20 protein-coding genes and 3 tRNA genes are annotated in these 26,892 nt (G+C 39.8%); 3 read left to right on the plus strand and 20 right to left on the minus strand.

The window, feature by feature from the left end:
- Window positions 1-106 precede the first annotated feature (106 nt).
- The 19 genes from IR083_RS11535 to IR083_RS11625 form a co-directional block, all read right to left on the minus strand.
- On the minus strand, window positions 107-616 hold the full coding sequence (locus tag IR083_RS11535; RefSeq protein ID WP_194224445.1) for a lipid-binding protein: 510 nt from the start codon (window positions 614-616) through the stop codon (window positions 107-109).
- A gap of 50 nt (window positions 617-666) precedes the next feature.
- A complete protein-coding gene (locus IR083_RS11540; protein ID WP_006800198.1) occupies window positions 667-2,232 on the minus strand; it encodes a SusD/RagB family nutrient-binding outer membrane lipoprotein in 1,566 nt (521 codons plus the stop codon).
- 22 nt (window positions 2,233-2,254) lie between these two features.
- A complete protein-coding gene (locus IR083_RS11545; protein ID WP_006800199.1) occupies window positions 2,255-5,377 on the minus strand; it encodes a SusC/RagA family TonB-linked outer membrane protein in 3,123 nt (1,040 codons plus the stop codon).
- 693 nt (window positions 5,378-6,070) lie between these two features.
- Entirely contained in the window at window positions 6,071-10,354 is a 4,284-nt protein-coding gene (rpoC, locus tag IR083_RS11550) for a DNA-directed RNA polymerase subunit beta' (RefSeq protein WP_006800200.1), read from the minus strand.
- A gap of 117 nt (window positions 10,355-10,471) precedes the next feature.
- Window positions 10,472-14,281 (minus strand): DNA-directed RNA polymerase subunit beta, encoded by a 3,810-nt coding sequence (gene rpoB / locus IR083_RS11555; protein ID WP_006800201.1) that lies wholly within the window; start codon window positions 14,279-14,281, stop codon window positions 10,472-10,474.
- Between the two features lie 101 nt (window positions 14,282-14,382).
- On the minus strand, window positions 14,383-14,757 hold the full coding sequence (rplL, locus tag IR083_RS11560; protein ID WP_006800202.1) for a 50S ribosomal protein L7/L12: 375 nt from the start codon (window positions 14,755-14,757) through the stop codon (window positions 14,383-14,385).
- A 43-nt stretch (window positions 14,758-14,800) separates the two neighbouring features.
- Window positions 14,801-15,313, minus strand: coding sequence for a 50S ribosomal protein L10 (rplJ, locus tag IR083_RS11565; protein WP_006800203.1), 513 nt, complete (start codon window positions 15,311-15,313; stop codon window positions 14,801-14,803).
- Window positions 15,314-15,333: 20 nt separating this feature from the next.
- Window positions 15,334-16,029 carry a 50S ribosomal protein L1 gene (gene rplA, locus IR083_RS11570; RefSeq protein WP_194224446.1) on the minus strand — a complete coding sequence of 232 codons (696 nt, stop codon included), beginning with the start codon at window positions 16,027-16,029 and terminating at the stop codon, window positions 15,334-15,336.
- Window positions 16,030-16,047: 18 nt separating this feature from the next.
- Window positions 16,048-16,491 carry a 50S ribosomal protein L11 gene (gene rplK, locus IR083_RS11575; RefSeq protein WP_006800205.1) on the minus strand — a complete coding sequence of 148 codons (444 nt, stop codon included), beginning with the start codon at window positions 16,489-16,491 and terminating at the stop codon, window positions 16,048-16,050.
- 66 nt (window positions 16,492-16,557) lie between these two features.
- Window positions 16,558-17,103 carry a transcription termination/antitermination protein NusG gene (gene nusG, locus IR083_RS11580; RefSeq protein WP_006800206.1) on the minus strand — a complete coding sequence of 182 codons (546 nt, stop codon included), beginning with the start codon at window positions 17,101-17,103 and terminating at the stop codon, window positions 16,558-16,560.
- Between the two features lie 15 nt (window positions 17,104-17,118).
- Complete coding sequence (gene secE, locus IR083_RS11585) at window positions 17,119-17,307, minus strand: preprotein translocase subunit SecE (protein ID WP_006800207.1); 189 nt, start codon at window positions 17,305-17,307, stop codon at window positions 17,119-17,121.
- A 21-nt stretch (window positions 17,308-17,328) separates the two neighbouring features.
- Window positions 17,329-17,400, minus strand: a tRNA-Trp gene (locus IR083_RS11590).
- Window positions 17,401-17,453: 53 nt separating this feature from the next.
- Entirely contained in the window at window positions 17,454-18,641 is a 1,188-nt protein-coding gene (gene tuf / locus IR083_RS11595; RefSeq protein WP_194224447.1) for an elongation factor Tu, read from the minus strand.
- 71 nt (window positions 18,642-18,712) lie between these two features.
- Window positions 18,713-18,784: transfer RNA gene (locus IR083_RS11600), tRNA-Thr, on the minus strand.
- 140 nt (window positions 18,785-18,924) lie between these two features.
- A tRNA-Thr gene (locus tag IR083_RS11605) sits at window positions 18,925-18,998 on the minus strand.
- 170 nt (window positions 18,999-19,168) lie between these two features.
- Complete coding sequence (gene hpf / locus IR083_RS11610; RefSeq protein WP_006800209.1) at window positions 19,169-19,468, minus strand: ribosome hibernation-promoting factor, HPF/YfiA family; 300 nt, start codon at window positions 19,466-19,468, stop codon at window positions 19,169-19,171.
- Between the two features lie 19 nt (window positions 19,469-19,487).
- A complete protein-coding gene (locus IR083_RS11615; RefSeq protein ID WP_194224448.1) occupies window positions 19,488-20,375 on the minus strand; it encodes a tyrosine-type recombinase/integrase in 888 nt (295 codons plus the stop codon).
- A 63-nt stretch (window positions 20,376-20,438) separates the two neighbouring features.
- The gene (gene rpsU / locus IR083_RS11620) at window positions 20,439-20,630 is read right to left on the minus strand and encodes a 30S ribosomal protein S21 (protein WP_006800211.1); all 192 of its coding nucleotides are present in this window, start codon (window positions 20,628-20,630) and stop codon (window positions 20,439-20,441) included.
- A gap of 247 nt (window positions 20,631-20,877) precedes the next feature.
- The gene (locus IR083_RS11625) at window positions 20,878-21,330 is read right to left on the minus strand and encodes a GNAT family N-acetyltransferase (RefSeq protein ID WP_006800212.1); all 453 of its coding nucleotides are present in this window, start codon (window positions 21,328-21,330) and stop codon (window positions 20,878-20,880) included.
- Between the two features lie 692 nt (window positions 21,331-22,022).
- Here IR083_RS11625 and IR083_RS11630 point away from each other — a divergent pair.
- Window positions 22,023-23,678 (plus strand): ABC1 kinase family protein, encoded by a 1,656-nt coding sequence (locus IR083_RS11630; protein ID WP_194224449.1) that lies wholly within the window; start codon window positions 22,023-22,025, stop codon window positions 23,676-23,678.
- A 2-nt stretch (window positions 23,679-23,680) separates the two neighbouring features.
- Here the strand turns inward: IR083_RS11630 and IR083_RS11635 are convergent, their stop codons facing one another.
- Window positions 23,681-24,055: a DMT family protein gene (locus IR083_RS11635; protein WP_194224450.1), complete on the minus strand. Its 375-nt coding sequence runs from the start codon at window positions 24,053-24,055 to the stop codon at window positions 23,681-23,683.
- 218 nt (window positions 24,056-24,273) lie between these two features.
- Between IR083_RS11635 and IR083_RS11640 the strand changes: the two genes are divergently transcribed.
- Complete coding sequence (locus IR083_RS11640) at window positions 24,274-25,701, plus strand: tetratricopeptide repeat protein (protein ID WP_194224451.1); 1,428 nt, start codon at window positions 24,274-24,276, stop codon at window positions 25,699-25,701.
- Window positions 25,702-26,144: 443 nt separating this feature from the next.
- Complete coding sequence (locus tag IR083_RS11645; protein WP_194224452.1) at window positions 26,145-26,588, plus strand: DUF3836 domain-containing protein; 444 nt, start codon at window positions 26,145-26,147, stop codon at window positions 26,586-26,588.
- The last annotated feature ends 304 nt before the right edge of the window (window positions 26,589-26,892 follow it).

The raw sequence follows: 26,892 nt of genomic DNA on the forward strand, positions 1-26,892 counted from the left end.
GAAGTTGAGGGATGACACGGACATAATTCCCCCCTTTTAGTATAAAGCCCGGGGCAATAAGAACTCCGGGCTTTTGATTTTACAATTTATTATTGATCAGCAATTTTTAGTCTTCAGCCCAACCAGTGAAACGATAGCCTTCTGCTTTATAAGTCTTTCCTGGGAACCGTGAATTTGTAAAAGTGAAAGATATAGCATCCGCCACAGTACCTGACGGCGCAGTTGCACCTTTTAGCGTGACCTTTCCACCTGTAAGGGTAAATGTGGTGGTAGAGGTGGCTACATTCCCGGCTAAGTTCTCAATATCAGTTCCTGAAAAAGCAAGAGAACCTAAATCACAATTGATTTTTCCATTAATTGAATAAGCATTTGATCCACTAAGAGCATAACCTCCGATGCGCAACCAGCACTGAGTAGTGGAACCATCTATTGTATTGGAAATTTCACAATAGTTTTTATACACCTGTGTCCCCGCTTCATCTGTTACTATCACTCTGTATTTACCACCTAAGGGATGAATGGAAGAATATTCAATTTCATAATCTCCATATGTATCGCAGGAAAAGAATCCCAGAAGTAGCAAGAATAAGAATGGAATATATTTTATTTGTTTCATATTTTATTTTATTAAGTACTGAATACTAAAATTGGAATTGATGTTTCATATTACTTGTCTTTAGCGACCTGCCACCATAGAGGTTCTTGTGTAGGTTGAGTCGCCGGAGCATTAGGATTGTACAGAGCCGACACGTTTGGTACAGGCAATCGCCGAGGGATCTCTCTTGGCTGAAGGACTGTTTCACCTGGAGCGATCAAAGTTCCCAACTCATAATCTGCCTCTAATCCCGGAGTAACATTGCTTACACGCACTTTTTGAGCATCGCTAATTGCAGGAATACCTGTACGGTTACGATCCATCCATGAATCCCACGAATTGGCTTTTACTCCTGCTATCCATTTTTGAGTTAAAATGCTCTTCAACATAGTATCTAGAGATGAGCTATTGAAAGCATACGCCCCCCCTGTTTTTATGAAATCAGCCGCATTATATCCCCAACGTGCAAATGCCTGACGCACACCTTCTTCATAAGCAGTTTTAGCCTCTGCAGTTTTACCTAGTCTTGCCTGCGCTTCAGCTACCTGAAAATATGATTCTGCAGTATTCATCAAATACACAGCATCGGAGAAAGCTTGCTTGTACGCTGACGATTTGGTAAGAGGCACAGGATCTTCTCCTTTAGGATCTGAAGATGGTTTGGTACCACATGGTAGTCCTCCGTACATTTCTCTTGTTGTAAGTGTTTGTCCTTTAGCAATAGAGTCTGTCGCAGCAGAAGTTATTTCATATACTTGTTCGATGCGTGGATCATTTGAGGCTAACAAAAATTCAAGAAACGTATGACAAGCTCTTATATTTACCCGTGTATTTAATTGACGGATATTATACTCATATAAAGGATTTCCTTTGTTGGTTGCATCCTCAAAAGCCGTAAAGGCACAATCTTCTGTAAGCAACCCTCCAGCGTTAATCAAAGAAGCTATCTGTGTTTTATTTGCCTCAAAATCGCGCATATAAAGTTTCAGTTTCAAACTTTTAGCAAAAGCAATCCATTTGTCAATATTTCCTCCAAAGAAATAATCTCCTGTAGTAATAACAGGATTCGATCCTCCTTTAGCATCTGGAGCCTTTGCAATTGCTTCATCTAAGAGATTAATAATTCCTGGATATACAACAGTCTTACTATCATCATATTTTGGGGATCTATATTCATTCGCATTGAGAGTTTCTGTAAATGGTATATCACCATAAAAGTCTGTAAGCATATGATAGTTGTACGCTGTCAATATCTTACCAATTACCCAATAGTTCCAAGCACTCTTTTCTTCTGCAAGGGAAACCATTATTTTTAAGTCAGGCAATGTATTAGCATAAGCATTGGTCCAAAATGCATTGTATGAATCCTGATTTAGGGTATAATTTACAGTTGTATTATACTGATTAGTAGTATTTCCCTGAGTCACATACTGATTCCATAAATCACCTAGTAACTGCCCGTTTAATCCCCATTGAGCTACAGTAGTGGCTCCCGTAGAAGGCAGTAAGGTTCCCAGTGTCGCTTCTGTAGGATAATTCGGGTTATTGTTGATATCTAAATACTCATCACATGAAATAAGTGATATACTTGACAAAAACACCAACAAGGTTTTATATAAAAATTTCTTCTTTTTCATATTTTTTTCTTCGTTAGATTGATTAAAATTCTACCTTAATAGCTCCTCCTAAACTTCTGTAAGAAGCAGCACTGGATATTTCTCCGAATTCGGAAGTCAGGTCGTTACCCATATTTGCAACCTCAGGGTCTACATAGTTATTTTTCTTAGGAGTAAATAAGAAAAGGTTTCGGCCAATGAAACTTATTACAACCTTACTTAAAGGTGTAGAGTTTAGAAACTTCTTCGGCACATCATAAGATAGTGTTATTTCACGGATCTTAAAGAAATCTTTAGGTATAACCATATCATCCCTAACCAAAGGGTTGCTCGAATAATTACCAAAAGAACTGAATGAACTGCTTGATACAGGAATATTGTTTTCCACATACTCGCCATTTACTATTTTAACAGAATGTGGATAAATAAAGGTATTACGTTCATTAAACACTGTTTGAGTTGAATTACCATTGAAATGCGTAATATACGATGTATTGGATGCCATCCATCCTCCTTTATGCCAGTCTCCCACAATTGTTAATCCCCAGTTTTTGTATTTAAGAGCAGTATTTAATCCCAAAATAAAATCTGGTTGTGATGAGCCGATCACTTTTTTCTTAGTGGTTGACGGGGTAGGCAATCCATTGCTGGAGGTAATGATTGTATAACCATAATAAGGGCTATTTTCATCCTCTACGCGGGCAACGTCCGGTATCTGAAACGTTCCTATTTCTTCGCCTAGTCTCATCTTATATTCTACACCGCGCCAAGAGTAGATATTGTATTCTTTTATTTCATCCCAAAGTTTAAGTACCTTACCTGTGTTTTTGGTAAATGTACCATTCACTGTCCATTCCCAGTCTTTTGTGCGGATCGGAGTCACACCGGCAGCGATTTCTACCCCTTTGTTTTCCAAAAGACCTATGTTTTTAGTTTCGGTTGTATAGCCTAATTCAGGAGCAAGTGTAGCCGGTATGATCTGGTTTTTGGTACGTTTGTTATAATAAGAAAAGTCTACATGAACCCGGTTATCGAAAAAGTTACCTTGCAATCCCAATTCATATTCTGTAGTTATTTCAGGTTTCAAATCCGAGTTTGGCAGTCTGTTATTTTCACTAAGTCCCGATACACCACCAATAGGTAAACGTGTGTAATAGAAGGTGGAAGAAGTTAATGGTGTATACCATGACGAAGTCCGGTAAACATCTGTATCATTACCTGTTTGTCCTAAAGCTGCACGTATTTTCAAGAAGTCTACTTTACTATTTTTCAGTGTAGGAAGCAGCTCTGTAAGAATAAGGGAAACATTGGCCCCTCCATAGAAATAGCTATTTTTATCTTTTGGCAATGTAGACGATAAATCGTTACGGGCCGATAGATTCAGATACACGAAGTTTTTGTAGCCTATTTCAGCTTGTCCAAATACTCCGATTAAGCGCCTTCTTTCGGAATACTGTTCGGAAATGGCGGCCGATGTTGTATTTTGCAAATTGTACCATCCAGGAACATCTAATCCATTTACATATCCTCCTGTATATTGATATGTACGTTGATTCAGGTTCCACCCCGCTGTACCGCCAATAGTGAAGTCTGCTATTTTATAATCTGCAGAGAGGAATGCTGTCGCATCTAACTGATCTCTGTTATATCTGTAATTTGAATAGTATCCATTTTGTGGAGTCGCACCTCCCAAATCGCTATAAGATCCTGGGGAAAAAGACGTTTTGGCATTTATATTTTCTCTGTCATAATTAAGAAAGTCTCCACCTAGCCGTGCAGTGGCTTTAAGTCCTCCAAACAATTGATAAGAAGCTTCAATCTTACCGTATGTATGGTTATCCTGATATAAATAATAGTTATTGTCAACCATCCAGTAAGGGTTAGTGGCATAGAAAGTATAATAGTTATCAAGATTATAACGTTCATCATTATAGTTCTTCATTTCTGAATAGTTTACATCCACTGCATGCTGTAAAAGTTCCATCTCCATTTGTTCTGTACGACGGATATCTTTACGAGCAAAGTTGACAGATACATCAAGTGAGAACTTATCCCATTTCGCATTTCCGCGCAAAGAAATTGTATTACGTGAATATTTATCACCATCATTAGGCAAGGTTCCATTACTGCTTACATTTCCATAAGAGGCATAAATTCCGAGTTTATCTGTTCCATAGCGTACCGATAGAACATTATTTAATTCGGAACCGGTCTTGTAAAAGTTACGGATATTATCTTTCACATACGAAAAAGGCTTTGTCATTACTGGATCCAGTTGATCTGACCCCCACTCATGGATAGTTCCATCGAGGCGTGGCCCCCACGAACCATTCTCTGCCCTGTCCCAAGCACCCCAGCCTTGTCCATACAGGTCTTGGGTCTGCATAACACGGAGAACATTTGATGCAGTAAACGCACCGTCATAAGATATAGTGAGCTTTTCATTTTTTGCTCTTTTAGTTGTTATCATTATAACACCATTAGCTGCACGCGAACCGTAAAGTGCAGTTGCTGACGCACCTTTCAATACAGTTACGGATTCCACGTCTTCAGAGTTTATGTCATTGGCACTATTGCCAAAGTCTACATAATCAGTCCCTAAACGCTCATTCGTAATTGGTACACCATCAACAATATACAGAGGATTATTATTATTAAAAGAAGATATACCACGGATCAGTACCTTTTGTGAGGTTCCGGTAGGTCCTGCTGTCGAAATATTAACTCCGGCTACCTTACCGTTCAAGCCACTCATTACAGATCCGGATTTCGCTGCTGATATTTCATCTGATTTGATTTGAGTAGCAGCATATCCTAATATCTTCTGATCGCGTTGTATGCCCATTGCTGTTACCACAACTTCATTCATTACTTTGGCATCTTGTTCCAATACCACCCTCATCTCTGCTCTGGCAGTTTCTTCTTTCGATTTCATCCCTATCAGGGAGAATACCAATGTTGATTTTCCTTCGGGAAGATTAATAGAGAACACTCCCTCAACATCAGTTACAGTACCGATAGTAGTACCTTTCACTACCACAGATACGCCTATGGCGGGCTCTCCCAGATCATCAACAACAGTCCCCGTGATCTTTGTTGTTTGTGCCGCAATGTATCCGATACTTAGAAATAAGCAGGATAGAATCAATAACAACCTTTTTTTCATATTACACACACTCTTTTTAGATTAGTACTACATATTCGACTGTTTCAATATGATTTTATATTTGCCATGTTATTTTCATTATGAAATAATAAAACTCAGAAATGACTCAAAATGATTATTAATCGACAAATAAACGTTCATAGTGATATATCTCATTTTTATAGTCGACAAATGTACAACAATTTTTCAATTATGTACAAAAATTTATAAAAAAGTGCAATATTTAACAATTATGACTATTTTATATACTAAAAGAATCTTTATGTCATTTTTGAGCATTATTTGTGTCATTTTTATAAAGATTCACTTGAGCTTAGATAGTAGAAAAGAGGAATGTTTTTTAGATAGCTTTTTTTTTAGAAATTGATAATCAACGGTTACAGGAACATAGCGTATTTAAATTGAAGCATTTATACACTTTTTATCCTGTCACTTTCCTAAACAATGGAAACAAAGGCTTAACAGGAGGGATAGCCTATCAATTCTTAACTAACTTCCAAGAAAATACAAAAACAAAATAATTGATATTCCGATATAGTACTTTACAGTCCCGTTACAAGGCGACTTGCAATCACCGGCTTGATATTATCACAACATAGAGTACGGCAAAAGGGATGCTTAAAATTTGTACAATAAAAAAAGAGGAGTGACATTACATCACCCCTCCTTCTAACTATATAAAAGAATAATTAATTATTCTACGGCGTCAAAATCTACAACAGTCTTTCTCGTAGCAGCAATTCTGTCAAAGTCTTCTTTGGTACCAACTACAAGTTTTTCGAATTCACGCTGACCTGTACCTGCAGGAAGCAAGTGTCCACAGATTACGTTCTCTTTCAAACCTTCCAGCCTGTCCACTTTCGCGTTGATAGCAGCGTCGTTCAGTACTTTTGTAGTTTCCTGGAACGAAGCGGCTGACATAAAGCTTTGAGTTTGAAGGGCTGCACGTGTGATACCCTGAAGTATTTGGTTAGCTGTAGCAGGAATTGCATCACGCACTTCTACCGGGCGAAGGTCTCTACGTTTGAGCATAGAGTTCTCATCTCTCAGTTTACGTGCGGTTACAATCTGTCCCGGCTCGAATGTTGCAGAATCACCACCATCAAGGACTACTTTTTTGCCCCAGATTCGGTCATTCTCTTCCATTACATCGTATTTATCGATAACCTGTTGTTCAAGGAAGCGTGTATCTCCCGGATCGATCACTTCTACCTTGCGCATCATCTGACGCACAATTACTTCGAAGTGTTTATCGTTGATCTTCACACCTTGCAGACGATATACATCCTGTACTTCGTTTACAATGTATTCCTGAACAGCTGTTGGTCCCATGATAGCCAGAATATCCGAAGGAGTGGTTGCTCCGTCCGATAATGGCATACCTGCTCTTACGAAGTCATTCTCCTGCACAAGGATCTGTTTCGAAAGAGGAACAAGGTACTTCTTCACTTCTCCAAGTTTAGACGTAACTATAACCTCTCTGTTACCACGTTTGATCTTACCAAATGAGATTTCTCCGTCGATTTCAGATACCACAGCAGGGTTGGAAGGATTACGAGCCTCGAACAACTCGGTCACACGAGGCAAACCTCCCGTGATATCACCCGCTTTACCTACGGCACGAGGAATCTTAACAAGTACATCTCCGGCTTTGATAGTGTCATTATCATCTTTTACAATGTGAGCACCTAATGGTAAGCTGTACATTTTCATCATATTCCCTTTCTCATCAAGGATATGAGCCTCCGGTGCTTTGGTTTTATCACGTGATTCAACGATAATCTTTTCTTTCAAACCGGTTTGTTCGTCCGACTCAACTTTGTATGTTACATTCTCAATAACATTTTCAAATTTGATACGTCCGGTTGCTTCAGAAATGATAACTGCGTTAAACGGATCCCATTCGCAGATAAGGTCATCTTTCTTCACTTTGGCCCCATCTTTGAAATAAAGTTTGGAACCATAAGGTATATTGTGAGTAAGAAGGACAATTTTAGTATTCGGGTCAACCAAACGAAGTTCAACCAAACGGCTAACTACGATTTGTGTCTTTTTACCGGTTTCATCAATTGCTTCTACGATACGCAGATCGTCGATTTCCAATACTCCGTCATATTTTGCAACGATACTACTTTCGGTAGCAATGTTAGAGGCGATACCCCCAACGTGGAATGTACGAAGTGTCAGCTGTGTACCCGGCTCACCGATTGACTGTGCTGCGATTACGCCGACAGCCTCACCACGCTGAACCATTCGCCCTGTGGCAAGGTTACGTCCGTAACATTTTCCACAAACACCTTTTTTTGATTCACAGGTAAGCACCGAGCGTATTTCAACACTTTCGATAGGAGAGTTTTGAATTTTGGCTGCGGTATCTTCTTTGATTTCTTCACCCGATTTAACGATTAGTTCGCCTGTCAACGGATGTTGTATATCGTGAACTGATACACGGCCTAAGATACGTTCGTAAAGAGAAGCCACAACTTCTTCGTTGTTCTTCAACTCTGTACAAACAAGTCCGCGAAGTGTTCCACAATCTTCTTCATTGATGATAACATCTTGAGAAACGTCAACCAGACGACGGGTTAAGTAACCGGCATCGGCTGTTTTCAAAGCTGTATCCGCAAGACCTTTACGCGCACCGTGGGTAGAGATAAAGTACTCTAACACCGACAGACCTTCTTTAAAGTTGGAAAGGATCGGGTTCTCAATAATCTGAGCACCTTCAGCTCCACTCTTCTGGGGTTTTGCCATCAAACCACGCATACCTGACAACTGACGGATCTGCTCTTTCGAACCACGGGCTCCTGAATCCAACATCATATATACAGAGTTGAATCCCTGATTGTCTTCCGATAATTGTTTCATCAGGATATTTGACAATCTGGAGTTAACGTGAGTCCATGTATCAATAATCTGATTGTAACGTTCGTTGTAGGTAATGAATCCCATGTTGTAGTTATTCATTATCTGCTCAACCTCGTCATAACCCTGAAGTACCAATTCATCTTTTTCTTCCGGTATGATTACATCCTCAAGATTGAACGACAATCCTCCACGGAATGCCATTGTATATCCTAAGTCTTTTATATCGTCGAGGAACTGGGCTGTTTTAGCAACTCCGGCTACTTTGATCACGTTACCGATGATATCACGAAGTGATTTCTTAGAAAGTACTTCATTGATAAAACCTACTTCTACCGGTGTCTTCTCGTTAACAAGAACACGTCCGACAGTAGTTTCACGCATCAGTTTAGCAACGTTTCCTGTTTCATCCAGATCATTTACATATACTTTAATAAGGGCATGAATATCTACTTTTCCTTCATTATAAGCGATGATCGCTTCTTCGGGTCCGTAGAATATAAGGCCTTCGCCTTTAGCTCCCTTGCGTATCTTAGTAATATAATATAATCCGAGAACCATGTCCTGAGATGGTACAGTAATAGGTGCGCCATTCGCAGGGTTAAGGATATTGTGAGATGCAAGCATCAACATCTGCGCTTCGAGGATAGCTTCATTACCTAATGGTAAGTGAACGGCCATCTGGTCACCGTCGAAGTCGGCATTGAACGCCGTACACGATAGTGGATGCAGCTGAATTGCCTTACCTCCGATCATCTTCGGCTGGAATGCCTGTATACCTAAACGGTGAAGTGTAGGGGCACGGTTGAGCAACACAGGATGTCCTTTCATTACGTGTTCGAGGATGTCCCAAACCACAGGTTCCTTGCGGTCTACTATTTTCTTCGCTGATTTTACGGTCTTAACGATACCGCGCTCAATCAGCTTACGGATGATAAACGGTTTGTACAACTCGGCTGCCATATCCTGAGGAATACCGCACTCGTGCATCTTCAATTCAGGACCAACGACGATTACCGAACGGGCCGAATAGTCGACACGTTTACCCAACAAGTTTTGACGGAAACGTCCTTGTTTACCTTTCAAACTGTCGGAAAGCGACTTCAACGGACGGTTAGCATCTGTTTTAACCGCGCTTGATTTACGTGAGTTATCGAACAATGAATCGACAGCTTCCTGAAGCATACGTTTTTCATTACGCAAGATCACTTCCGGTGCTTTGATATCGATAAGTCTTTTCAGACGGTTGTTACGGATAATAACGCGACGATACAAGTCATTCAGGTCGGATGTAGCAAAACGGCCACCATCCAACGGAACAAGCGGACGAAGTTCCGGCGGAATAACAGGAACGATCTTAACGATCATCCATTCAGGTTTATTCTTGCCCTTCGATCCACGGAACGCTTCTACAACCTGAAGTTGTTTCAACGCTTCGTTCTTACGTTGTTGAGATGTATCTGTACTGGCTTTGTGACGCAGATTGTTTGCCAACGAATCAAGATTGATACGTGACAACAAATCGTAAACGGCCTCGGCTCCCATTTTAGCAATAAACTTGTTCGGATCGGTATCGTCCAACAGTTGATTTTCTTTAGGGAGTTTATCCAGTATGTTCAAGTATTCATCTTCTGTAAGAAGGTCTTTTTCTGCTACTCCTTCTTCTACCGCGATACCTGATTGGATCACTACATAACGTTCGTAGTAAATGATAGAGTCCAGTTTCTTTGTAGGGATACCCAGAAGATAACCCATTTTGTTAGGTAGAGAACGGAAATACCAGATATGAGCTACCGGAACTACCAGGTGGATATGACCTGTGCGTTCGCGGCGAACTTTCTTTTCTGTTACTTCAACACCGCAACGGTCGCAGACAATACCTTTGTAACGGATTCTTTTGTATTTACCGCAATGACATTCGTAATCCTTTACAGGGCCGAATATACGTTCGCAGAAAAGCCCGTCACGTTCCGGTTTGTATGTACGGTAGTTGATAGTTTCGGGTTTCAAAACTTCCCCGCTCGATGCTTCCAGAATTTCTTCGGGAGAGGCAAGACTCACGGTTATTTTTGAAAAGCTACTCTTTACTTTATTTTCTTTTCTAAAAGCCATATTACTTTTTTCCTTTAAAAGCTGTTAGCTGTTAGCTATTAGCCAATAGCTGTTTGTTAGAGTATTTAGAATCCGTCAGCTAAAGGCTAAAAGCCAAAAGCTAACGGCTAATATTGTTTAGTCAAGCGATACGCTTAATCCCAGACCACGCATTTCATGAAGCAATACGTTCAGGGATTCAGGTATTCCCGGCTGTGGCATTGGCTCACCTTTCACAATAGCTTCGTAAGCCTTGGAACGGCCGACAACGTCATCGGACTTGATAGTCAGGATTTCTCTCAGGATATAAGCCGCACCGAATGCTTCAAGTGCCCAAACCTCCATCTCTCCGAAACGCTGGCCCCCGAATTGAGCTTTACCTCCAAGAGGCTGTTGCGTAATAAGGGAGTAAGGTCCGATAGAACGGGCGTGCATCTTATCTTCAACCATATGGCCCAGTTTTAGCATGTAGATGATACCTACTGTCGCATGCTGGTCGAAACGATCTCCTGTACCACCATCAAATAAGCGAACTTTACCATAACGAGGAACTCCGGCTTTGTCTGTCCATGCATTCATATCGTCAAGGCTTGCTCCGTCGAAAATAGGAGTGGCAAATTTCACACCCAACTCTTTTCCGGCCCAACCTAATACAGTTTCGAATATCTGACCAAGGTTCATACGTGAAGGCACCCCTAACGGATTCAATACGATATCAACCGGTGTTCCGTCCGGTAAGAATGGCATATCCTCCTGACGAACGATACGCGACACAATACCTTTGTTACCGTGGCGTCCTGCCATCTTATCCCCTACCTGAACTTTACGCTTTTTAGCCACATAAACTTTTGCGATCTGAACAATACCAGAAGGAAGTTCATCCCCGATAGTCAGGTCGAATCGTTTACGTTTCAATTCCGCATCCAGTTCTTTATATTTGCGCAGGAAGTTAACGATTACATCTTTTATCAATTCATTCTTGTGCTCATCTGCTGTCCAGTTGCTCACCTGTATTGACTCATAATCGATATTGTCCAGTGCACTCTTCGTAAATTTGGAGCCTTTGGCAATGATATCCACATTAAGATAATCTTTCACACCCTGAGATGTTTTACCATCGGTTAAGATCAATAGCTTGTCTACCAATACTGATTTTACTTTAGCTATCTTTTCTTCATATTCTTCATCCAGCTTAGGAAGCAAGGCTTTGCTCGAAAGTTTCGTTTTACCTTTCTTGGATGCCTTAGAGAATAGGTTTGTACCTACAACAACTCCTTTCAGAGATGGAGAAGCTTTCAATGACGCGTCTTTCACATCACCGGCTTTATCACCAAAGATGGCGCGGAGCAGTTTCTCTTCAGGTGAAGGATCGGATTCTCCTTTCGGAGTGATCTTACCTATCAGGATATCCCCGGGACTCACGCGGGCACCGATACGGATAATTCCTCTTTCGTCCAGGTCTTTTGTAGCCTCTTCGCTCACATTAGGAATATCAGAAGTCAATTCTTCTACACCACGCTTGGTATCACGTACTTCGAGTACGAATTCCTCTACGTGTACAGAAGTAAATATATCTTCGCGCACGATACGTTCGTTAAGTACGATAGCATCCTCGAAGTTATACCCCTTCCATGGCATAAATGCCACTTTCAGGTTCTTTCCGATAGCCAATTCTCCCTGTTCGGTAGAATACCCTTCTGTCAGGATTTGTCCCAGAACAACTCTGTCTCCCTTACGGCAGATAGGACGAAGGTCGATCGTTGTATTCTGGTTTGTTTTCCTGAATTTAGGTATATTATATGTTTTTACGGCATCGTCGAAGTTTACGAAATCTTCGTCAGCAGTACGGTCATATTTAATTTTAATGGTACTTGCATCCACATATACTACTTCTCCTGCACCCTCTGCCACAATCTGTGTACGAGAGTCACGGATAAGCTGTCCTTCGATACCTGTTCCCACAATAGGGGCTTCGGTACGCATTAATGGTACAGCCTGGCGCATCATGTTCGATCCCATCAGTGCACGGTTGGCATCGTCATGTTCTAGGAACGGAATCAAAGAAGCGGCGATAGATGCAATCTGAGTAGGAGATACGTCCATTAACTCAACTTCTTCCGGTGCAATAACCGGATAGTCGGCATCCTGACGAGCTTTCACACGTTTAAGGATAAACGTTCCATCGTCATTCAACGGAGCATTACCCTGTGCAATAAGCTTATCTTCTTCCTCTTCGGCAGCAAGATAAACAATACCGTTTGATGAAAGGTCTACTTTGCTGTCCGCAACTTTACGATATGGGGTTTCTATGAAACCAAGGTCGTTAATTTTGGCATACACGCAAAGAGATGAGATCAGACCGATATTCGGACCTTCAGGAGTCTCGATAGGACAAAGGCGTCCGTAGTGAGTATAGTGAACGTCACGCACCTCGAAACCTGCTCTTTCACGGGAAAGACCGCCCGGTCCCAGTGCAGACATACGACGTTTATGAGTAATCTCGGCCAATGGATTGGTTTGGTCCATAAACTGAGACAATGCATTCGTACCGAAGAATGTATTTACTACGGATGAGATTGTTTTCGCATTGATCAGATCGATAGGCGTAAACACTTCATTGTCGCGTACATTCATTCTTTCACGAATGATACGTGCCATACGGTTAAGACCAACTCCAAACTGGTTGAAAAGTTGCTCGCCAACTGTACGGACACGACGGTTGCTCAAGTGGTCGATATCATCAACGATAGCTTTTGAATTAATCAGCTCGATAAGGAACTTGATTATTTCAATAATATCTTCTTTCGTTAATACACGGATATCGGTACTTGTCGCCAAGCCCAATTTCTTGTTAAGTCTGTAACGGCCTACTTCACCTAAGTCATAGCGTTTTTCAGAGAAGAACAAGTTGTTTATAACCTCGCGTGCGCTGGTATCGTCAGCCGGTTCAGCGCTACGAAGCTGTCTGTATATATGACGGACCGCGTCTATTTCCGAGTTACTCGGGTCTTTTTGCAATGTATTGTAGATAATGGCAAAATCTGAAATATTTTGCGTATCCTTATGCAATAAAATAGAAGCAATGTTCGAATCTATAATCAGATCAAGATGGTCTTTATCCAGAACTGTTTCACGTTCAAGAATAACTTCGTTACGCTCGATTGAAGTCACCTCACCGGTATCTTCATCCACGAAGTCTTCCATCCATGTTCTTAAAAGTCTGGCTGCAAGCTTACGACCTAATACTTTCTTAATATTTTGTTTTGTAACTTTAATTTCTTCGGCCAGATCGAAAATCTCAAGGATATCTCTATCGCTTTCGAATCCGATAGCACGAAGCAATGTAGTTACGGGTAATTTTTTCTTCCGGTCGATGTATGCATACATGACATTGTTGATGTCGGTAGCAAATTCGATCCAAGAACCTTTGAACGGAATGATACGGGCTGAATAAAGCTTTGTACCATTGGCGTGCATCGTTTGTCCGAAGAACACACCGGGTGAACGGTGCAACTGAGACACTACTACACGTTCTGCTCCGTTGATGACAAAGGTACCTTTCTCAGTCATATATGGAATCAGTCCCAGGTATACATCCTGGATAACTGTATCAAAATCTTCGTGGTCAGGGTCTGTACAATAAAGTTTTAGCTTTGCTTTCAAAGGAACACTATATGTCAGTCCTCTGTCGATACACTCATCAATAGTATAGCGCGGAGGGTCGATGAAGTAGTCCAAAAACTCTAATACAAAGTTGTTTCGTGTATCGGCTATAGGAAAGTTTTCAGCAAAAACTTTGTATAGGCCTTCGTTTTTCCTTCTTTCAGGAGGGGTATCAAGTTGCAGAAAGTCGCGGAATGACTTTAACTGTACTTCAAGAAAATCCGGGTAAGGAAGCGGATTTTTGATTGAAGCGAAATTGACTCTTTGATTTGTTGTTGAAGACATGGATAACCTATTTTATTGAACTTATTACTTTTGACGCAAAAAGGTTAAGAACCTTCTTCGAGGAAGGTTCCTAACCAAATATCCTTTCTCAGGACTTATCTTTACTTAAGTTCAACTTCGGCTCCAGCTTCTTCTAATTGTTTTTTCAATGCGTCAGCTTCATCTTTAGTTACTCCTTTTTTAAGTTCACCAGGAGCACCATCTACTAGATCTTTAGCCTCTTTCAAACCAAGTCCTGTAAGTTCTTTTACAGCTTTAACAACTTGTAGTTTGTTAGCTCCTGCTGATTTCAAGATTACATCGAAAGATGTTTTTTCTTCTACTACTTCAGCAGCAGCAGCTGGTCCTGCAGCAACTGCAACAGCAGCAGCGGCCGGTTCAATACCATATTCAGTTTTTAGAATTTCAGCTAATTCGCTTACTTCTTTTACTGTCAAATTTACTAGTTGTTCTGCAATAGCTTTGATATCTGCCATTTTTGTATAAATTAAAATTGTTTATTATTCTTTTGTTTAAAATTTATCTCTTAGATAATGTTTCTAAGACGCCATGGATAGTATTTCCACCCGATTGAAGGGCTGAGATAACATTCTTGGCAGGGGATTGAAGGGCTGCAATAACATCGCCGATAAGTTCATTTTTGCTCTTGATATTTTCCAGTGCGCTCAGATTTCCTGAACCGATATAGAAGCTTTCTTGAACATAAGCTGCCTTAAGCGAAGGTATTCCTTCTTTTTTATATTTAGCAATCAGCTTAGCCGGAGCATTAGCCGAATTAGAAAACATGATAGCAGTATTTCCTTTCAATGCAGCATCCAACTCAGCGTAATCACCTTCAAGGCTTTCCAGAGCTTTTTGCAACAACGTATTCTTTACAACCATCAGTTTGATCTCCTGCTTAGCACATTCTCTTCTCAACTCGCTCGTTTTAGCAGAATTTAGAGAAGCAATATCGGTAAGGTAGAAATGATCGTATCCTTTGATTGTTGCTGCTATAGTTTCTATGATAGTGCTTTTATCTTCCTTTCTCATAATTTTCAGTCAATTTTTTATTAATTTTCTACTGATTTAGGGTCTATTTTTATACCCGGGCTCATAGTACTTGAAAGACAAACACTCTTCACATAAGTTCCTTTTGCTGCAGTTGGTTTCAATTTGATAAGCGTAGCAATAAATTCTTTCGCGTTATCTTTGATTTGCTCAGGAGTAAAAGATACTTTTCCGATAGAAGCATGGATAATACCAGCTTTGTCTACTTTAAAGTCAATTTTACCTGATTTAACCTCTGTCACAGCTTTAGCAACATCTACAGTCACGGTTCCACTCTTAGGGTTAGGCATTAGACCACGAGGTCCTAAAACACGTCCCAGAGCACCAACTTTACCCATGATAGCAGGCTGAGTGATGATAACATCAATATCAGTCCAGCCACCTTTTATTTTTTCGATATACTCGTCCAATCCAACATAGTCGGCACCTGCTTCTTTAGCAGCAGCCTCAGCGTCCGGAGAACATAATACCAAAACTCTAACTTGTTTTCCTGTTCCATGAGGAAGAGACACAACGCCTCTCACCATCTGGTTAGCTTTACGTGGGTCTACACCTAGGCGTACATCCAAATCGACAGAAGCGTCGAATTTAGTTGTCGTAACCTCTTTTACAAGAGCTGATGCTTCGGTTAATGTATATAGTTTCCCTGCTTCAATCTTGCTGAAAGCTAACTTTTGATTTTTAGTAAGTTTACCCATTTCTCAATTGAAGTTTAATTATTGAACATCAGGGAAAGCCCCTTTTACAGTAATACCCATACTTCTTGCTGTACCAGCAACCATTCTCATGGCTGATTCGACTGTAAAACAGTTAAGGTCGACCATCTTATCTTCAGCAATAGCTTTTACCTGATCCCAGGTAATTTCAGCTACTTTCTTACGATTTGGTTCTGCCGATCCGCTCTTCACCTTAGATGCTTCCAATAGTTGGATTGCTACAGGTGGTTGTTTTACAACAAAATCGAAAGACTTGTCAACATAGTAAGTAATTACCACTGGTAATATTTTACCTGCCTTGTCTTGAGTTCTGGCATTAAATTGCTTACAGAAATCCATGATGTTGATACCTTTAGAACCTAGAGCAGGTCCTACAGGAGGAGATGGATTTGCTGCACCGCCTTTAATTTGTAATTTTAATTGTCCAGCAATTTCTTTAGCCATTTTTGTTTCTAATTTTTAGTTTTGTTAAAACTTAAGATTAAAGCATTCAGAGTTGCGTAACCAATCTTACTGCTCTTTTTCGACTTGCATGTAATTCAACTCGAGAGGAGTTTTCCGCCCGAATATCTTTACCATTACTTTCAGTTTCTTTTTCTCTGTGTTCACTTCTTCAATGATTCCCGAAAATCCTGAGAAAGGACCATTGGTCACTTTTACATTTTCTCCGACAATGTATTGAACATCCATGCCTACTTCCTGCTCATCCAGCTCATCCATAGTACCCAGTATCCTGTTTACTTCGGACTGGCTCAAAGGCTGAGGGTTGGTTGTATTCGGTAAAAAACCGGCTACGTAATTTATGTTACGCAATTCATGGATAACTTCCCCTATGAGGGCAGCTTCGATCAAGATATAGCCGGGAAGATAAGCTCTTTCTTTCAGAACCTTCTTTCCGTTACGCATGATATAAGTCTTCTCTGTAGGGATAAGAACTTGAGAGATATACTTTCCTAAGTCTGATTTCTTTATCTCAGCTTCAAGATACTCTTTGACTTTATTTTCTTTTCCACTAACGGCACGCAAAACATACCATTTCTTTTCGATTTCAGTCATAGCTTTTGATAAGGATTAAAGACTATAGAAAAACTTGACAATAGACTCGAATGCAGAATCGATACCCCAAACGATTAGTGCCATTATTATGGAAGCAATCATGACAATTACCGCACTGTTGGTCAGTTCTGCACGAGTAGGCCAAGAAACCTTGTATACAAGCTCGTTATAAGAATCTTTAATGTAATTAATTATTTTTTTCATTACTCTTCTTGAGTTTTTTAGCACGGGCGGAGAGATTCGAACTCCCGACATTTGGTTTTGGAGACCAACGCTCTACCACTGAACTACGCCCGTAAATTAAAGTCGGTTATATCGCAAACCGACTTTAGTATATAGATTGGAATTGCTTATGCAATAATTTCTGTAATCTGACCAGCACCTACTGTACGACCACCTTCGCGGATAGCGAAACGTAGACCTACGTTACAAGCAACCGGGTAGATAAGTTCTACGTTGATAGTCACGTTGTCGCCAGGCATAACCATATCTGTTCCTTCAGGAAGAGTGATTTCGCCAGTAACGTCAAGAGTACGCAGGTAGAACTGAGGACGATATTTGTTGTGGAATGGAGTGTGACGTCCACCTTCTTCTTTCTTAAGGATATAAACCTCAGCTTTGAAGTTAGTGTGAGGAGTAATCTTACCTGGGTGGCAAATTACCATACCACGTTTGATTTCTTCCTTGTCGATACCACGAAGCAATAGACCTACGTTGTCACCAGCTTGTCCGTCGTCAAGAATCTTACGGAACATTTCTACTCCTGTAACAACTGATTTTTTAGCTTCTGCTCCAAGACCGATGATTTGAATTTCTTCACCAGTTTTGATCTTACCAGTTTCGATACGACCTGTTGCTACTGTACCACGACCTGTGATAGAGAACACGTCTTCAACCGGCATCAAGAATGGTTTGTCTACATCGCGTGGAGGAAGTGGAATCCAAGTATCCACAGCATTCATTAGTTCCATCACCTGGCTAACCCAAGGCTCAACACCGTTAAGTGCACCTAGAGCAGATCCGCGGATAACTGGAGTATTGTCGCCGTCGAACTCATAGAATGAAAGAAGTTCTCTCATTTCAAGTTCAACTAGTTCTAGCATTTCTTCGTCTTCAACGATATCACACTTGTTCATGAAAACAACCAACTTAGGTACGTTTACCTGACGTGCAAGTAGGATGTGTTCGCGAGTTTGAGGCATCGGACCATCAGTAGCAGCAACTACGATGATAGCACCGTCCATCTGAGCAGCACCAGTAACCATGTTCTTTACGTAGTCGGCGTGTCCAGGACAGTCAACGTGAGCGTAGTGACGGTTAGCTGTTTCATATTCAACGTGAGAAGTGTTGATAGTAATACCACGTTCTTTTTCTTCAGGAGCGTTGTCGATTGAATCGAATGAACGAGCTTGAGAAAGACCTTTGTCAGCCAATACTTTAGTGATAGCAGCAGTCAAAGTAGTTTTACCGTGGTCAACGTGACCGATTGTACCGATATTTACGTGCGGTTTCGCCCGGTTAAAATGTTCTTTTGCCATAATTAATCTTCTATTATTTAGTTAAATGTATATATTTAATTCTATTGAATAAATTCACTAAAATAAACCAGAGCCCATGACGGGACTTGAACCCGTGACCTCTTCCTTACCAAGGAAGTGCTCTACCACTGAGCTACATTGGCATAAACAGTAAAGAACCTTCTCTTCAATTTACCTTATATCATTATAAGGAGTTGACTTTTTATTGAAGAGAATCAGGAAGCTTTATCAATAAACTCTTAAGTTATTTCAAGTTTACAAGAACTTCTTTTTCTATACCTTGAGCCTCTTGTCGGATTCGAACCAACGACCCCGAGATTACAAATCACGTGCTCTGGCCAACTGAGCTAAAGAGGCATAACAACAAATTTTGCCGCCATTACGACTTTTAATAGCGAAACGGCGACAAAATTAGAAATTATTTTTTAGAATAACAATACTTTATGTATTTATTTTTCCGGAGTTCTTTCTTTTGGTACATATTCCTCTATCCGTTGAATAGAAAGCGGATGTATAAATGTTTGTTATTATTTGGCTTGCGTTTTCTCCTTTACTTTGAGTATCTGTTTTTCGAGGGCTTCTACGTTCAGCATAACAGCCTCTTCGAACGAGTCGGCAGTCTTATTGGCAAAGAGTTCTCCGCTTTTGATATTTAATTTTACTGATGCTTCTTTATTGTTCGCAACTTCGGGTTTTACTACTTTAAGTATTACTTCGGCATCTACAATCAGGTCAGAAAATTTATCCAGTTTAGATAATTTCTTTTCTATAAACTCTTTTAACTGAGTGCTTGCATCAAAGTGCACTGACTGAATTGCAATATTCATAATGTTTCCTCCTTTACTTTTAGGCTCTCGGATGAGCCTTGTTATAAATTTTCTTTAATTCTTCGAATGAAGTGTGTGTGTATATTTCTGTAGCCGCAAGGCTTGAATGTCCTAATAATTCTTTTACCGCATTTATATCCGCTCCATTATTTAGCATGCCGGTTGCAAATGAATGGCGAAGCACATGGGGACTTGTTTTTGAAAGAGTCGGTATTTGCTTCAGATTTTCCGTCACAATCCTGTGCACAAGCATCGGGTAGAGCTGCTGCCCATCATTCTTAACAAATAAGTAACCGGATAAGTTTCCTATTTCCTCGTTCCTTGCATTCAGATATTCTTCGAGCATGGCTTTCATCCCATCGCTGAAGGGGATAAGACGTTGTTTGTTCCGCTTACCTGTCACTTGTATTGTTTCGGCACTGAAATCCACATCAACATCTTTCAATCCGATCAACTCTGCCCGGCGAATACCTGTAACATAGAACAATTCGATCATTATATGATTGCGGAGCGATTCGAATGAGTTGTCGAAGTTTGATTCCTCCAACACTTTCTCCATATCTCCATTGTTCACAAACGAGGGAATGGGTTTTGGCGTTTTGGGCCCTGTAATTTTCTTTACCGGGTTTACTGAGACTTCGCCTATCCGCAACAAATATTTGTAGAACGATTTAAGCGTACTCAACTTACGGTTTACTGACCGCGCGGCGATCTTTGCCTCCATAAGCGATACAATCCACATGCGGACTATGTCACTGTCTACGCTTTTCACATCTACTTCCGGAAAATGTTCTTGCAGGAATCCGACAAACTGGTGAAGGTCTGTAGAATAAGAAATCTCCGTATGTAAAGAGAAGTTCTTTTCATAACGGAGATATCTGCTATATTTGTCAATTAGTAACATCATCTGTCCGAATTTGAATCCTGAATGACGAAGTTAATAATTTTATGCGGAAAAGACAATAGTATTTTATTCTTCCGAACGGTGCATTGCCTGAACGTATACGGCGTGCAATCTTTGTTCTCTTTTCACCACTGATGGCTTACGAAACTCCTGACGTCTTCTAAGTTCTTTTACTACACCTGTTTTTTCGTATTTTCTTTTAAATTTCTTCAAGGCTTTTTCAATATTTTCGCCTTCTTTTAATGGTACAATGATCATAATTGTCGTTTTATTTTTTATTTATTTTTTGTTTTGTTTAATGCAATTTAATTAGTGAGGCATGCTTTCCTCATTCGTTTTTATAATAGGCGGCTTTTGTATAACAATCTTCTGAACACTGCTCTGCAAGCAGCATCCGACTATAAACTAATTATGTTCTGTTCAAAAGATCATTAAACCTCCTTTCTATTTTCGGGCTGCAAATTTAGGGATAAAATATTAAATTCCAATATTTTTCGTAAGGATTTTATTGTTTCTTCATTTCTATATGCGGTATGCCATCTTCGAGATACATCTCGCTCGTTTGCCTGAAACCATGACTCTCGTAGAACTTTTTCAGATACAATTGCCCGGATATCGTGATCTTTGTTTCACCGAATACGGACTCCTCCAGTTCGATAGCCTTTTTCATCAGATCTTTTCCATAACCGTATTTCCTGTATTCCTCTGCTACAATTACCCGCCCTATACTGGCCTCGTCGAAATAATCACCAGCTTTGAATATGCGACAATAGGCAACCAGTGTATTATCGACGTAACCATGCAGGTGCAGCGCCTTCTGGTCTTTATAGTCCAGATCGAGGTAAGGAGCATCTTGCTCTACCACGAATATCTTGCACCGAAGATGTAATATGTCATATAATTCGTTTATCGTAAACTCGTCGAAACTGTTTACTTTCCAAAGTATATCTTTTTTCATAGATTTTTAATTTGGGTGCAAATATAATTCCTTTTTAGGGTAAACCCTCGAAATTTAATTTTTTTGAAATAGTTTATCTATGTATGTAGCTGATAGCCTTTAGCTGTTAGCTTATAGCTCTTTGAAAGATTGATTCGTAAATCTGTAGATTAGAATATTAGCAAATGAGTGAAATAGTGTAACCTTTGTAACCTTTTAACAAGTAATAAGTTTTAAGTAATGAGTACAAAGTTGAAAGAACTGTATTTATGTTTACCCTAAAGTCTCTTGTGCGATAGCCTAAGCTATCAGCTAAAAGCTGAAACATGTGTTACCTTTGTTACCTTATCAAAGTAGTAAGTATTGAGTACTAAGTTGAAAGTTATATGAGATACAAGTAAACAAGACACGAGATACAAGTTGCTGACTGATGACTGACAAGCTAATTATTAATTTTTCATTCTTCATTATTAATTACTTTCCGTGTTACCTTTGTTACCTTTTAACGATATATAGTTAATGAAATAAAAAATGGCAGTGCGGAAATAGTCCAAAAACTGTCAGATGTGTTAGGTTTTAACACTATACGGCTAAAGAATACAATTCCCTGTTTTCACATTTTTGACCTTATTCCTTTTTTAAAGAAATCGCTTTCTAAAAAATAACTTATTAACTTAGAGGCTGTATTTTCACCAGTCTAAGTTTCTCTATTTATGGATAATATAAAAAAAATAAAAAGAACTGCGCAGGTAGCAGCCATCCTTTCAAAATACGGGTTCGAGACGCTTGTCACACAAACCGATATTAAAAAGCTGATCCCTGATGCATATATAGGGCACAGCGAAAAGCGAAAGGAGACTTTTTCGCTTAGCATCTATGAACGGATAAGGATGGTACTGGAGGAATTAGGTCCGGCCTATATAAAATTGGGACAGTTAATGAGCAACCGTGACGACCTGTTACCCGAAGAATTGACTATAGAATTACAGAAACTGCAAGATCAGGTACAGGTGAAAGATATAGACATATATGAAACATTAAAAGAAGAATTGTCTTTAGAACCTGACGGGATATTTGAATTTATCGATACCGATCCCATTGCCGCGGCCTCACTTTCGCAGGTATATACCGCAGGACTTAAAGAAGGGCAGAGGAAAGTGGTGATCAAGGTAAAGAGAAAAGGAATCAGGGAAAAGATAGAGGCCGATATCCTTATAATGAAAGATCTGGCACGCATCTTTGAAAAGTATTATGATGCCGCACGCAAAGTCGGTTTATACAATATTGTGTGTACATTCGAGAAATCCGTGATCGCCGAATTGTCTTTTACTCAGGAGTTGGCTAATATAGAAAAGTTCAGGAATAATTTTAAGGGAAACGACGCTATCTATATACCCCTTACTTATAAGGAACTTTCCAACAGCAATATCTTGTGTATGGAATTTATTGAGGGGATAAAAATATCGGACAAGGAGACAATTCTGCAGAGCGGACTGGATATGAAACTAATAGCAGAAACGGTTGTAGATTTATATCTGAAGCAAATTATCGACTATGGTTTCTTTCATGCCGACCCTCATTCCGGAAATATCTTCGTTTTGCCTACAGGGCAGATAGCCTTCATAGATTACGGTTCGGTCGGCAAGATGTTGCCGAAGGATAAAGAATATCTGGGCGATTTCGTCATTTATGCCTTGCGCAAAGACGTAAAACGGCTTATAAGGGTAATAAAGAAAGTCGCTGTAAAGTATAGTATAAAGAACGAGACGCAGCTGGAGCGGGATTTGTATGAATTACTCTATATTATGGATAACGTTTCCGTAAAAGAACTCAATCTGGCGGAACTGGCAAAAACCGTTTCAAAACTGCTGAATGAGAATCAGACAATCCTTCCCGAATATATTTATTTGCTGGTAAGGGGAATTATTCTTCTCGAAGGTATTGGCCGCGAGCTTGGCATAGATACCAATATTATAGAAAACGTAAAGCCTTATGGCATAAAGCTGATGAAACAAAGATTTACACCTAAGCACCTGACAAATAAAGTACTGGATAAGCTGTATGATATGGGCGACAGGCTGGAAGAGTTACCCGAAGATATCCACACACTGGTGCAAAAAGTGAATAATAATGAACTGGAGATTACGCACAAGCTACGGGGCCTTAATGATATACGGAATACAATCAGTCATCTGGTAGTGGCCATGATTATATCGGCATCGACAATAGGATCGGCCATACTGGTGCTGGCTGACATGCCGCCCACTGCATGGGGAGTATCAATACTGGGATTTCTCGGGTTCGTTGTCTCCGGTATTATGGGAGTTGTGATTGTACTGTCTATCCTGCGTAATAAGAGATCGGATTGAATCTATTTCTTAAAAACAAGATATACCGCCGCAATAAGGAAGACAAAAGCCAGTATATGGTTCCATCTGAAAGTTTCGGTCTTAAACGCCAGTGTGCTGAAAAGAACGAAAACGGTAAGGGTAATAACCTCCTGTATAATTTTGAGCTGCATCAGAGAAAAAGGCCCTCCGTTGCCCTGGAAGCCCAAACGGTTTGCCGGAACCTGAAAACAGTATTCGAAAAATGCGATACCCCAACTGATAAGTATCACACCTAAAAGCGGGAGTGCGGCAAACCAAGAATATTCTTTCATTTTCAGATGCCCGTACCAGGCGAATGTCATAAACACATTAGATACGATCAATAATAATATTGTATATAAGCTGGCAAGATTCATAATTGTATAGCGTTAATATTTTGCGACGCAAAAATAACTCAAATTTTGATAACAAAGACCGCGGACTCATTTTATTATTTTGATAGCTAAAAACATGAGAATATCATTAAAATTTAAACAGGCTCTAAGAATGTGTTGTTAAATTCTATTCGCCACTTATAATATCTTATAATTTTAAATGCTTATCTTTGAAACCATTAATAATCAGTAGTCAATTTATGAAATCGGTATTTATTTATATAGTGCTTTCCTTCTGTTGCTTACCTGTTGTATTTTCCCAAACATTGGCGGAAGCAAAAGACCTCTACCTGAAAGGAGAATACGCAAAGGCTCTGCCGGTATTCGAAACGGAATATGCGGCTAAGCCCAACGACGCTAATATCAACCACTGGTATGGAGTATGCCTGTTCGAAACAGGAGGCGACCGTGTACAGGCAGAAAAAAGCCTGTTGCTTGCATCACAAAAAAGGATACAGGATTCGTTCTATTATCTTGGACAACTGTACACTGACGAGTTCCGGTTTGCCGAAGCTACCGAAGCTTTCAATAAGTATGAATCTATGCTGAAAAAGAAAGATGATGATGCGCGTGCCCGCCTCGAAGAGAAGCGCAAGGAGATGTCGCGTCTGAACCGTGTGGTTTCCAACACTGAGGATATACAGATAATAGACAGTGTAGTAGTGGATAAAGCTAGTTTCCTGTCAGCCTACAAGCTGAGTCACAGCTCGGGACGCCTCGATTATTTTGATAAGGTTTTCACTTCCAATAAACGGGTAGAATCTACTGTCTATTTTAATGAAAAGGAAACGAAGATATATTATGCGCAACCTGAGAAGAACGGTTCGTATACTTTATATTCGATGGAGAAATTATTGGACAAGTACGGCAATGAGAAGAAACTCTCGGCTACCAACTTCAACCTGACAGGCGACCTTAATTATCCTTACGTAATGGCCGACGGGGTTACTATTTATTTCGCAGCAAAGGATTATGACAGCCTGGGAGGATACGATCTGTTTGTTTCGCGATACAATATGAATAACGATACCTATCTTGCACCCGAACGCCTGAATATGCCATTCAACTCTCTTTACAATGATTATATGATGGTTGTGGATGAAGAGAAAGGGATAGGATGGTTTGCTTCCGACAGGTTCCAACCCGAAGGTAGGGTATGTATCTATGCCTTTATTCCGAACAAGACCGTGAAAATCGTAGAAAGCGACGATGAAAAATATATGGCCGGCAGGGCTCGTATCAAATCTATAAAAGATACATGGCTGAAAGGACAAAATTATTCGCAACTAATCGCTCTTGCCCGTAAAGCGCCTAAAGAAGAGGTGAAAGTGATACGCGACTTTGAATTCGTAATCAATGACGAAAATACATATTACAAACTTGCCGACTTTAAAAATAAAACCGCCCGCGATACATATTTCCGGGTAGTGCAGATGAAATCAGATTTGAGGTCTGTATCCGAGAAGCTGGATAATCTGAGAAGTACCTACAGTAAGTCTTCGCAGGAAGCAAAACGCACGATGGCTACGGAAATCACAGATTTGGAAAAGAAACAGGAGCAATTGCAACGACAAATCCCTCCGCTGGAAATACAGGCCCGCAATCAGGAAATACAGGGCTTGCAATGATAATGCAATCTGTATACTAATTTCAGAAAATCTTCAACATCCATTACAGGATGTTGCAATCTATAAATACAGGTTATACTTTATCCAACCGACAAACAGACCGGAGGTTGAAGTGTTTTTGTCCTTTTGATTTATATATCAAAAGGATACAAACAATCTTTGAATATCATAGTAACTCAACTACTAATTCGCATCAATATATTATTTGTCTGCAATAAGGCCTCTCCCCTATTTTTCACGGGCGACTTACCGAATATTTAAGGTTAACACAAAACACAAAACACAATAGCTTAATTATCATGATATTGAGAAATATTTTTCATTTTAAATAAAAAAAGTTATCAAAAAGTTTTGTCAGTTCAAAAATACAACTTAGATTTGCAGTGTACTAGTAATCTAATACACTAATAAAATAATAAACAAATAACTTAAAGCATACAATTATGAAAGCAACAATCCTAACTTCAGTATTTGCAGTATTAGTTTCAACAATGAATCTCAGCGCAAGGAATGTAATGACTTACAGCAATGTAGAAAGTGGAGAATTTGGAGTAAAGAAAGAATATGTTTCTATCAATAAAGAAACTTCAAAACCCGAAAGTAAAGAATACTACCACTACGACCAAAACGGTAACATCGTAGAAAAGACAGTAAGCATATGGAATGATAATACCGGATGGGAAAATTTCGCGACATACTCTTATCAATACGGAGACGCAAACAAGGTGGCTTATGTAGCATATACAAAATGGGACAAAGACAATGAAAGATGGTCCGATAAATCCGACATTACCGTTCATATATATAACGATAAAGACGAATTTCTGACTACAAAGCAGATCCAAGTAGAGAATAAGACCACCTTCAACTTAATTTCTCAAAAGTAAATACAACGGATTATATATCCGGATAAATATAGTAATCACAACAACCAATAAATAATACAATTATGAAACCCCCATGACGTAAAAAAGACGCCAAAGATAATGTAAAAGTTAGCAAAGGCCCTTAGCTTTGGTTATAACCAACTAAAGATTAAGACTATGGAACAGATTACATTTACCCAGGTCGTATCCAGGGGATGCGGCATAGACGTACACAAGAAAGTAGTAGTAGCCACCGTGGATGGCGAAGGCATAAAGAAAACCACACGAGAGTTCTCTACTTTCACGAGTTCTTTGACAGAATTGA

The organism is Dysgonomonas sp. GY75, assembly GCF_015234155.1.
In the GTDB taxonomy this organism is placed as follows: Bacteria; Bacteroidota; Bacteroidia; order Bacteroidales; family Dysgonomonadaceae; genus Dysgonomonas; species Dysgonomonas gadei.

Coding starts and splice junctions, on each gene's coding strand:
- IR083_RS11540 (WP_006800198.1), bottom strand. CDS start 2,232: ATGAAAAAGAAGAAATTTTTATATAAAACCTTGTTGGTGTTTTTGTCA.
- IR083_RS11640 (WP_194224451.1), top strand. CDS start 24,274: ATGAAATCGGTATTTATTTATATAGTGCTTTCCTTCTGTTGCTTACCT.
- IR083_RS11535 (WP_194224445.1), bottom strand. CDS start 616: ATGAAACAAATAAAATATATTCCATTCTTATTCTTGCTACTTCTGGGA.
- rpsU (WP_006800211.1), bottom strand. CDS start 20,630: ATGATCATTGTACCATTAAAAGAAGGCGAAAATATTGAAAAAGCCTTG.
- rpoB (WP_006800201.1), bottom strand. CDS start 14,281: ATGTCTTCAACAACAAATCAAAGAGTCAATTTCGCTTCAATCAAAAAT.
- rplL (WP_006800202.1), bottom strand. CDS start 14,757: ATGGCAGATATCAAAGCTATTGCAGAACAACTAGTAAATTTGACAGTA.
- rpoC (WP_006800200.1), bottom strand. CDS start 10,354: ATGGCTTTTAGAAAAGAAAATAAAGTAAAGAGTAGCTTTTCAAAAATA.
- rplJ (WP_006800203.1), bottom strand. CDS start 15,313: ATGAGAAAGGAAGATAAAAGCACTATCATAGAAACTATAGCAGCAACA.
- IR083_RS11645 (WP_194224452.1), top strand. CDS start 26,145: ATGAAAGCAACAATCCTAACTTCAGTATTTGCAGTATTAGTTTCAACA.
- rplA (WP_194224446.1), bottom strand. CDS start 16,029: ATGGGTAAACTTACTAAAAATCAAAAGTTAGCTTTCAGCAAGATTGAA.
- nusG (WP_006800206.1), bottom strand. CDS start 17,103: ATGACTGAAATCGAAAAGAAATGGTATGTTTTGCGTGCCGTTAGTGGA.
- tuf (WP_194224447.1), bottom strand. CDS start 18,641: ATGGCAAAAGAACATTTTAACCGGGCGAAACCGCACGTAAATATCGGT.
- secE (WP_006800207.1), bottom strand. CDS start 17,307: ATGAAAAAAATAATTAATTACATTAAAGATTCTTATAACGAGCTTGTA.
- IR083_RS11625 (WP_006800212.1), bottom strand. CDS start 21,330: ATGAAAAAAGATATACTTTGGAAAGTAAACAGTTTCGACGAGTTTACG.
- IR083_RS11635 (WP_194224450.1), bottom strand. CDS start 24,055: ATGAATCTTGCCAGCTTATATACAATATTATTATTGATCGTATCTAAT.
- rplK (WP_006800205.1), bottom strand. CDS start 16,491: ATGGCTAAAGAAATTGCTGGACAATTAAAATTACAAATTAAAGGCGGT.
- IR083_RS11630 (WP_194224449.1), top strand. CDS start 22,023: ATGGATAATATAAAAAAAATAAAAAGAACTGCGCAGGTAGCAGCCATC.
- IR083_RS11615 (WP_194224448.1), bottom strand. CDS start 20,375: ATGATGTTACTAATTGACAAATATAGCAGATATCTCCGTTATGAAAAG.
- hpf (WP_006800209.1), bottom strand. CDS start 19,468: ATGAATATTGCAATTCAGTCAGTGCACTTTGATGCAAGCACTCAGTTA.
- IR083_RS11545 (WP_006800199.1), bottom strand. CDS start 5,377: ATGAAAAAAAGGTTGTTATTGATTCTATCCTGCTTATTTCTAAGTATC.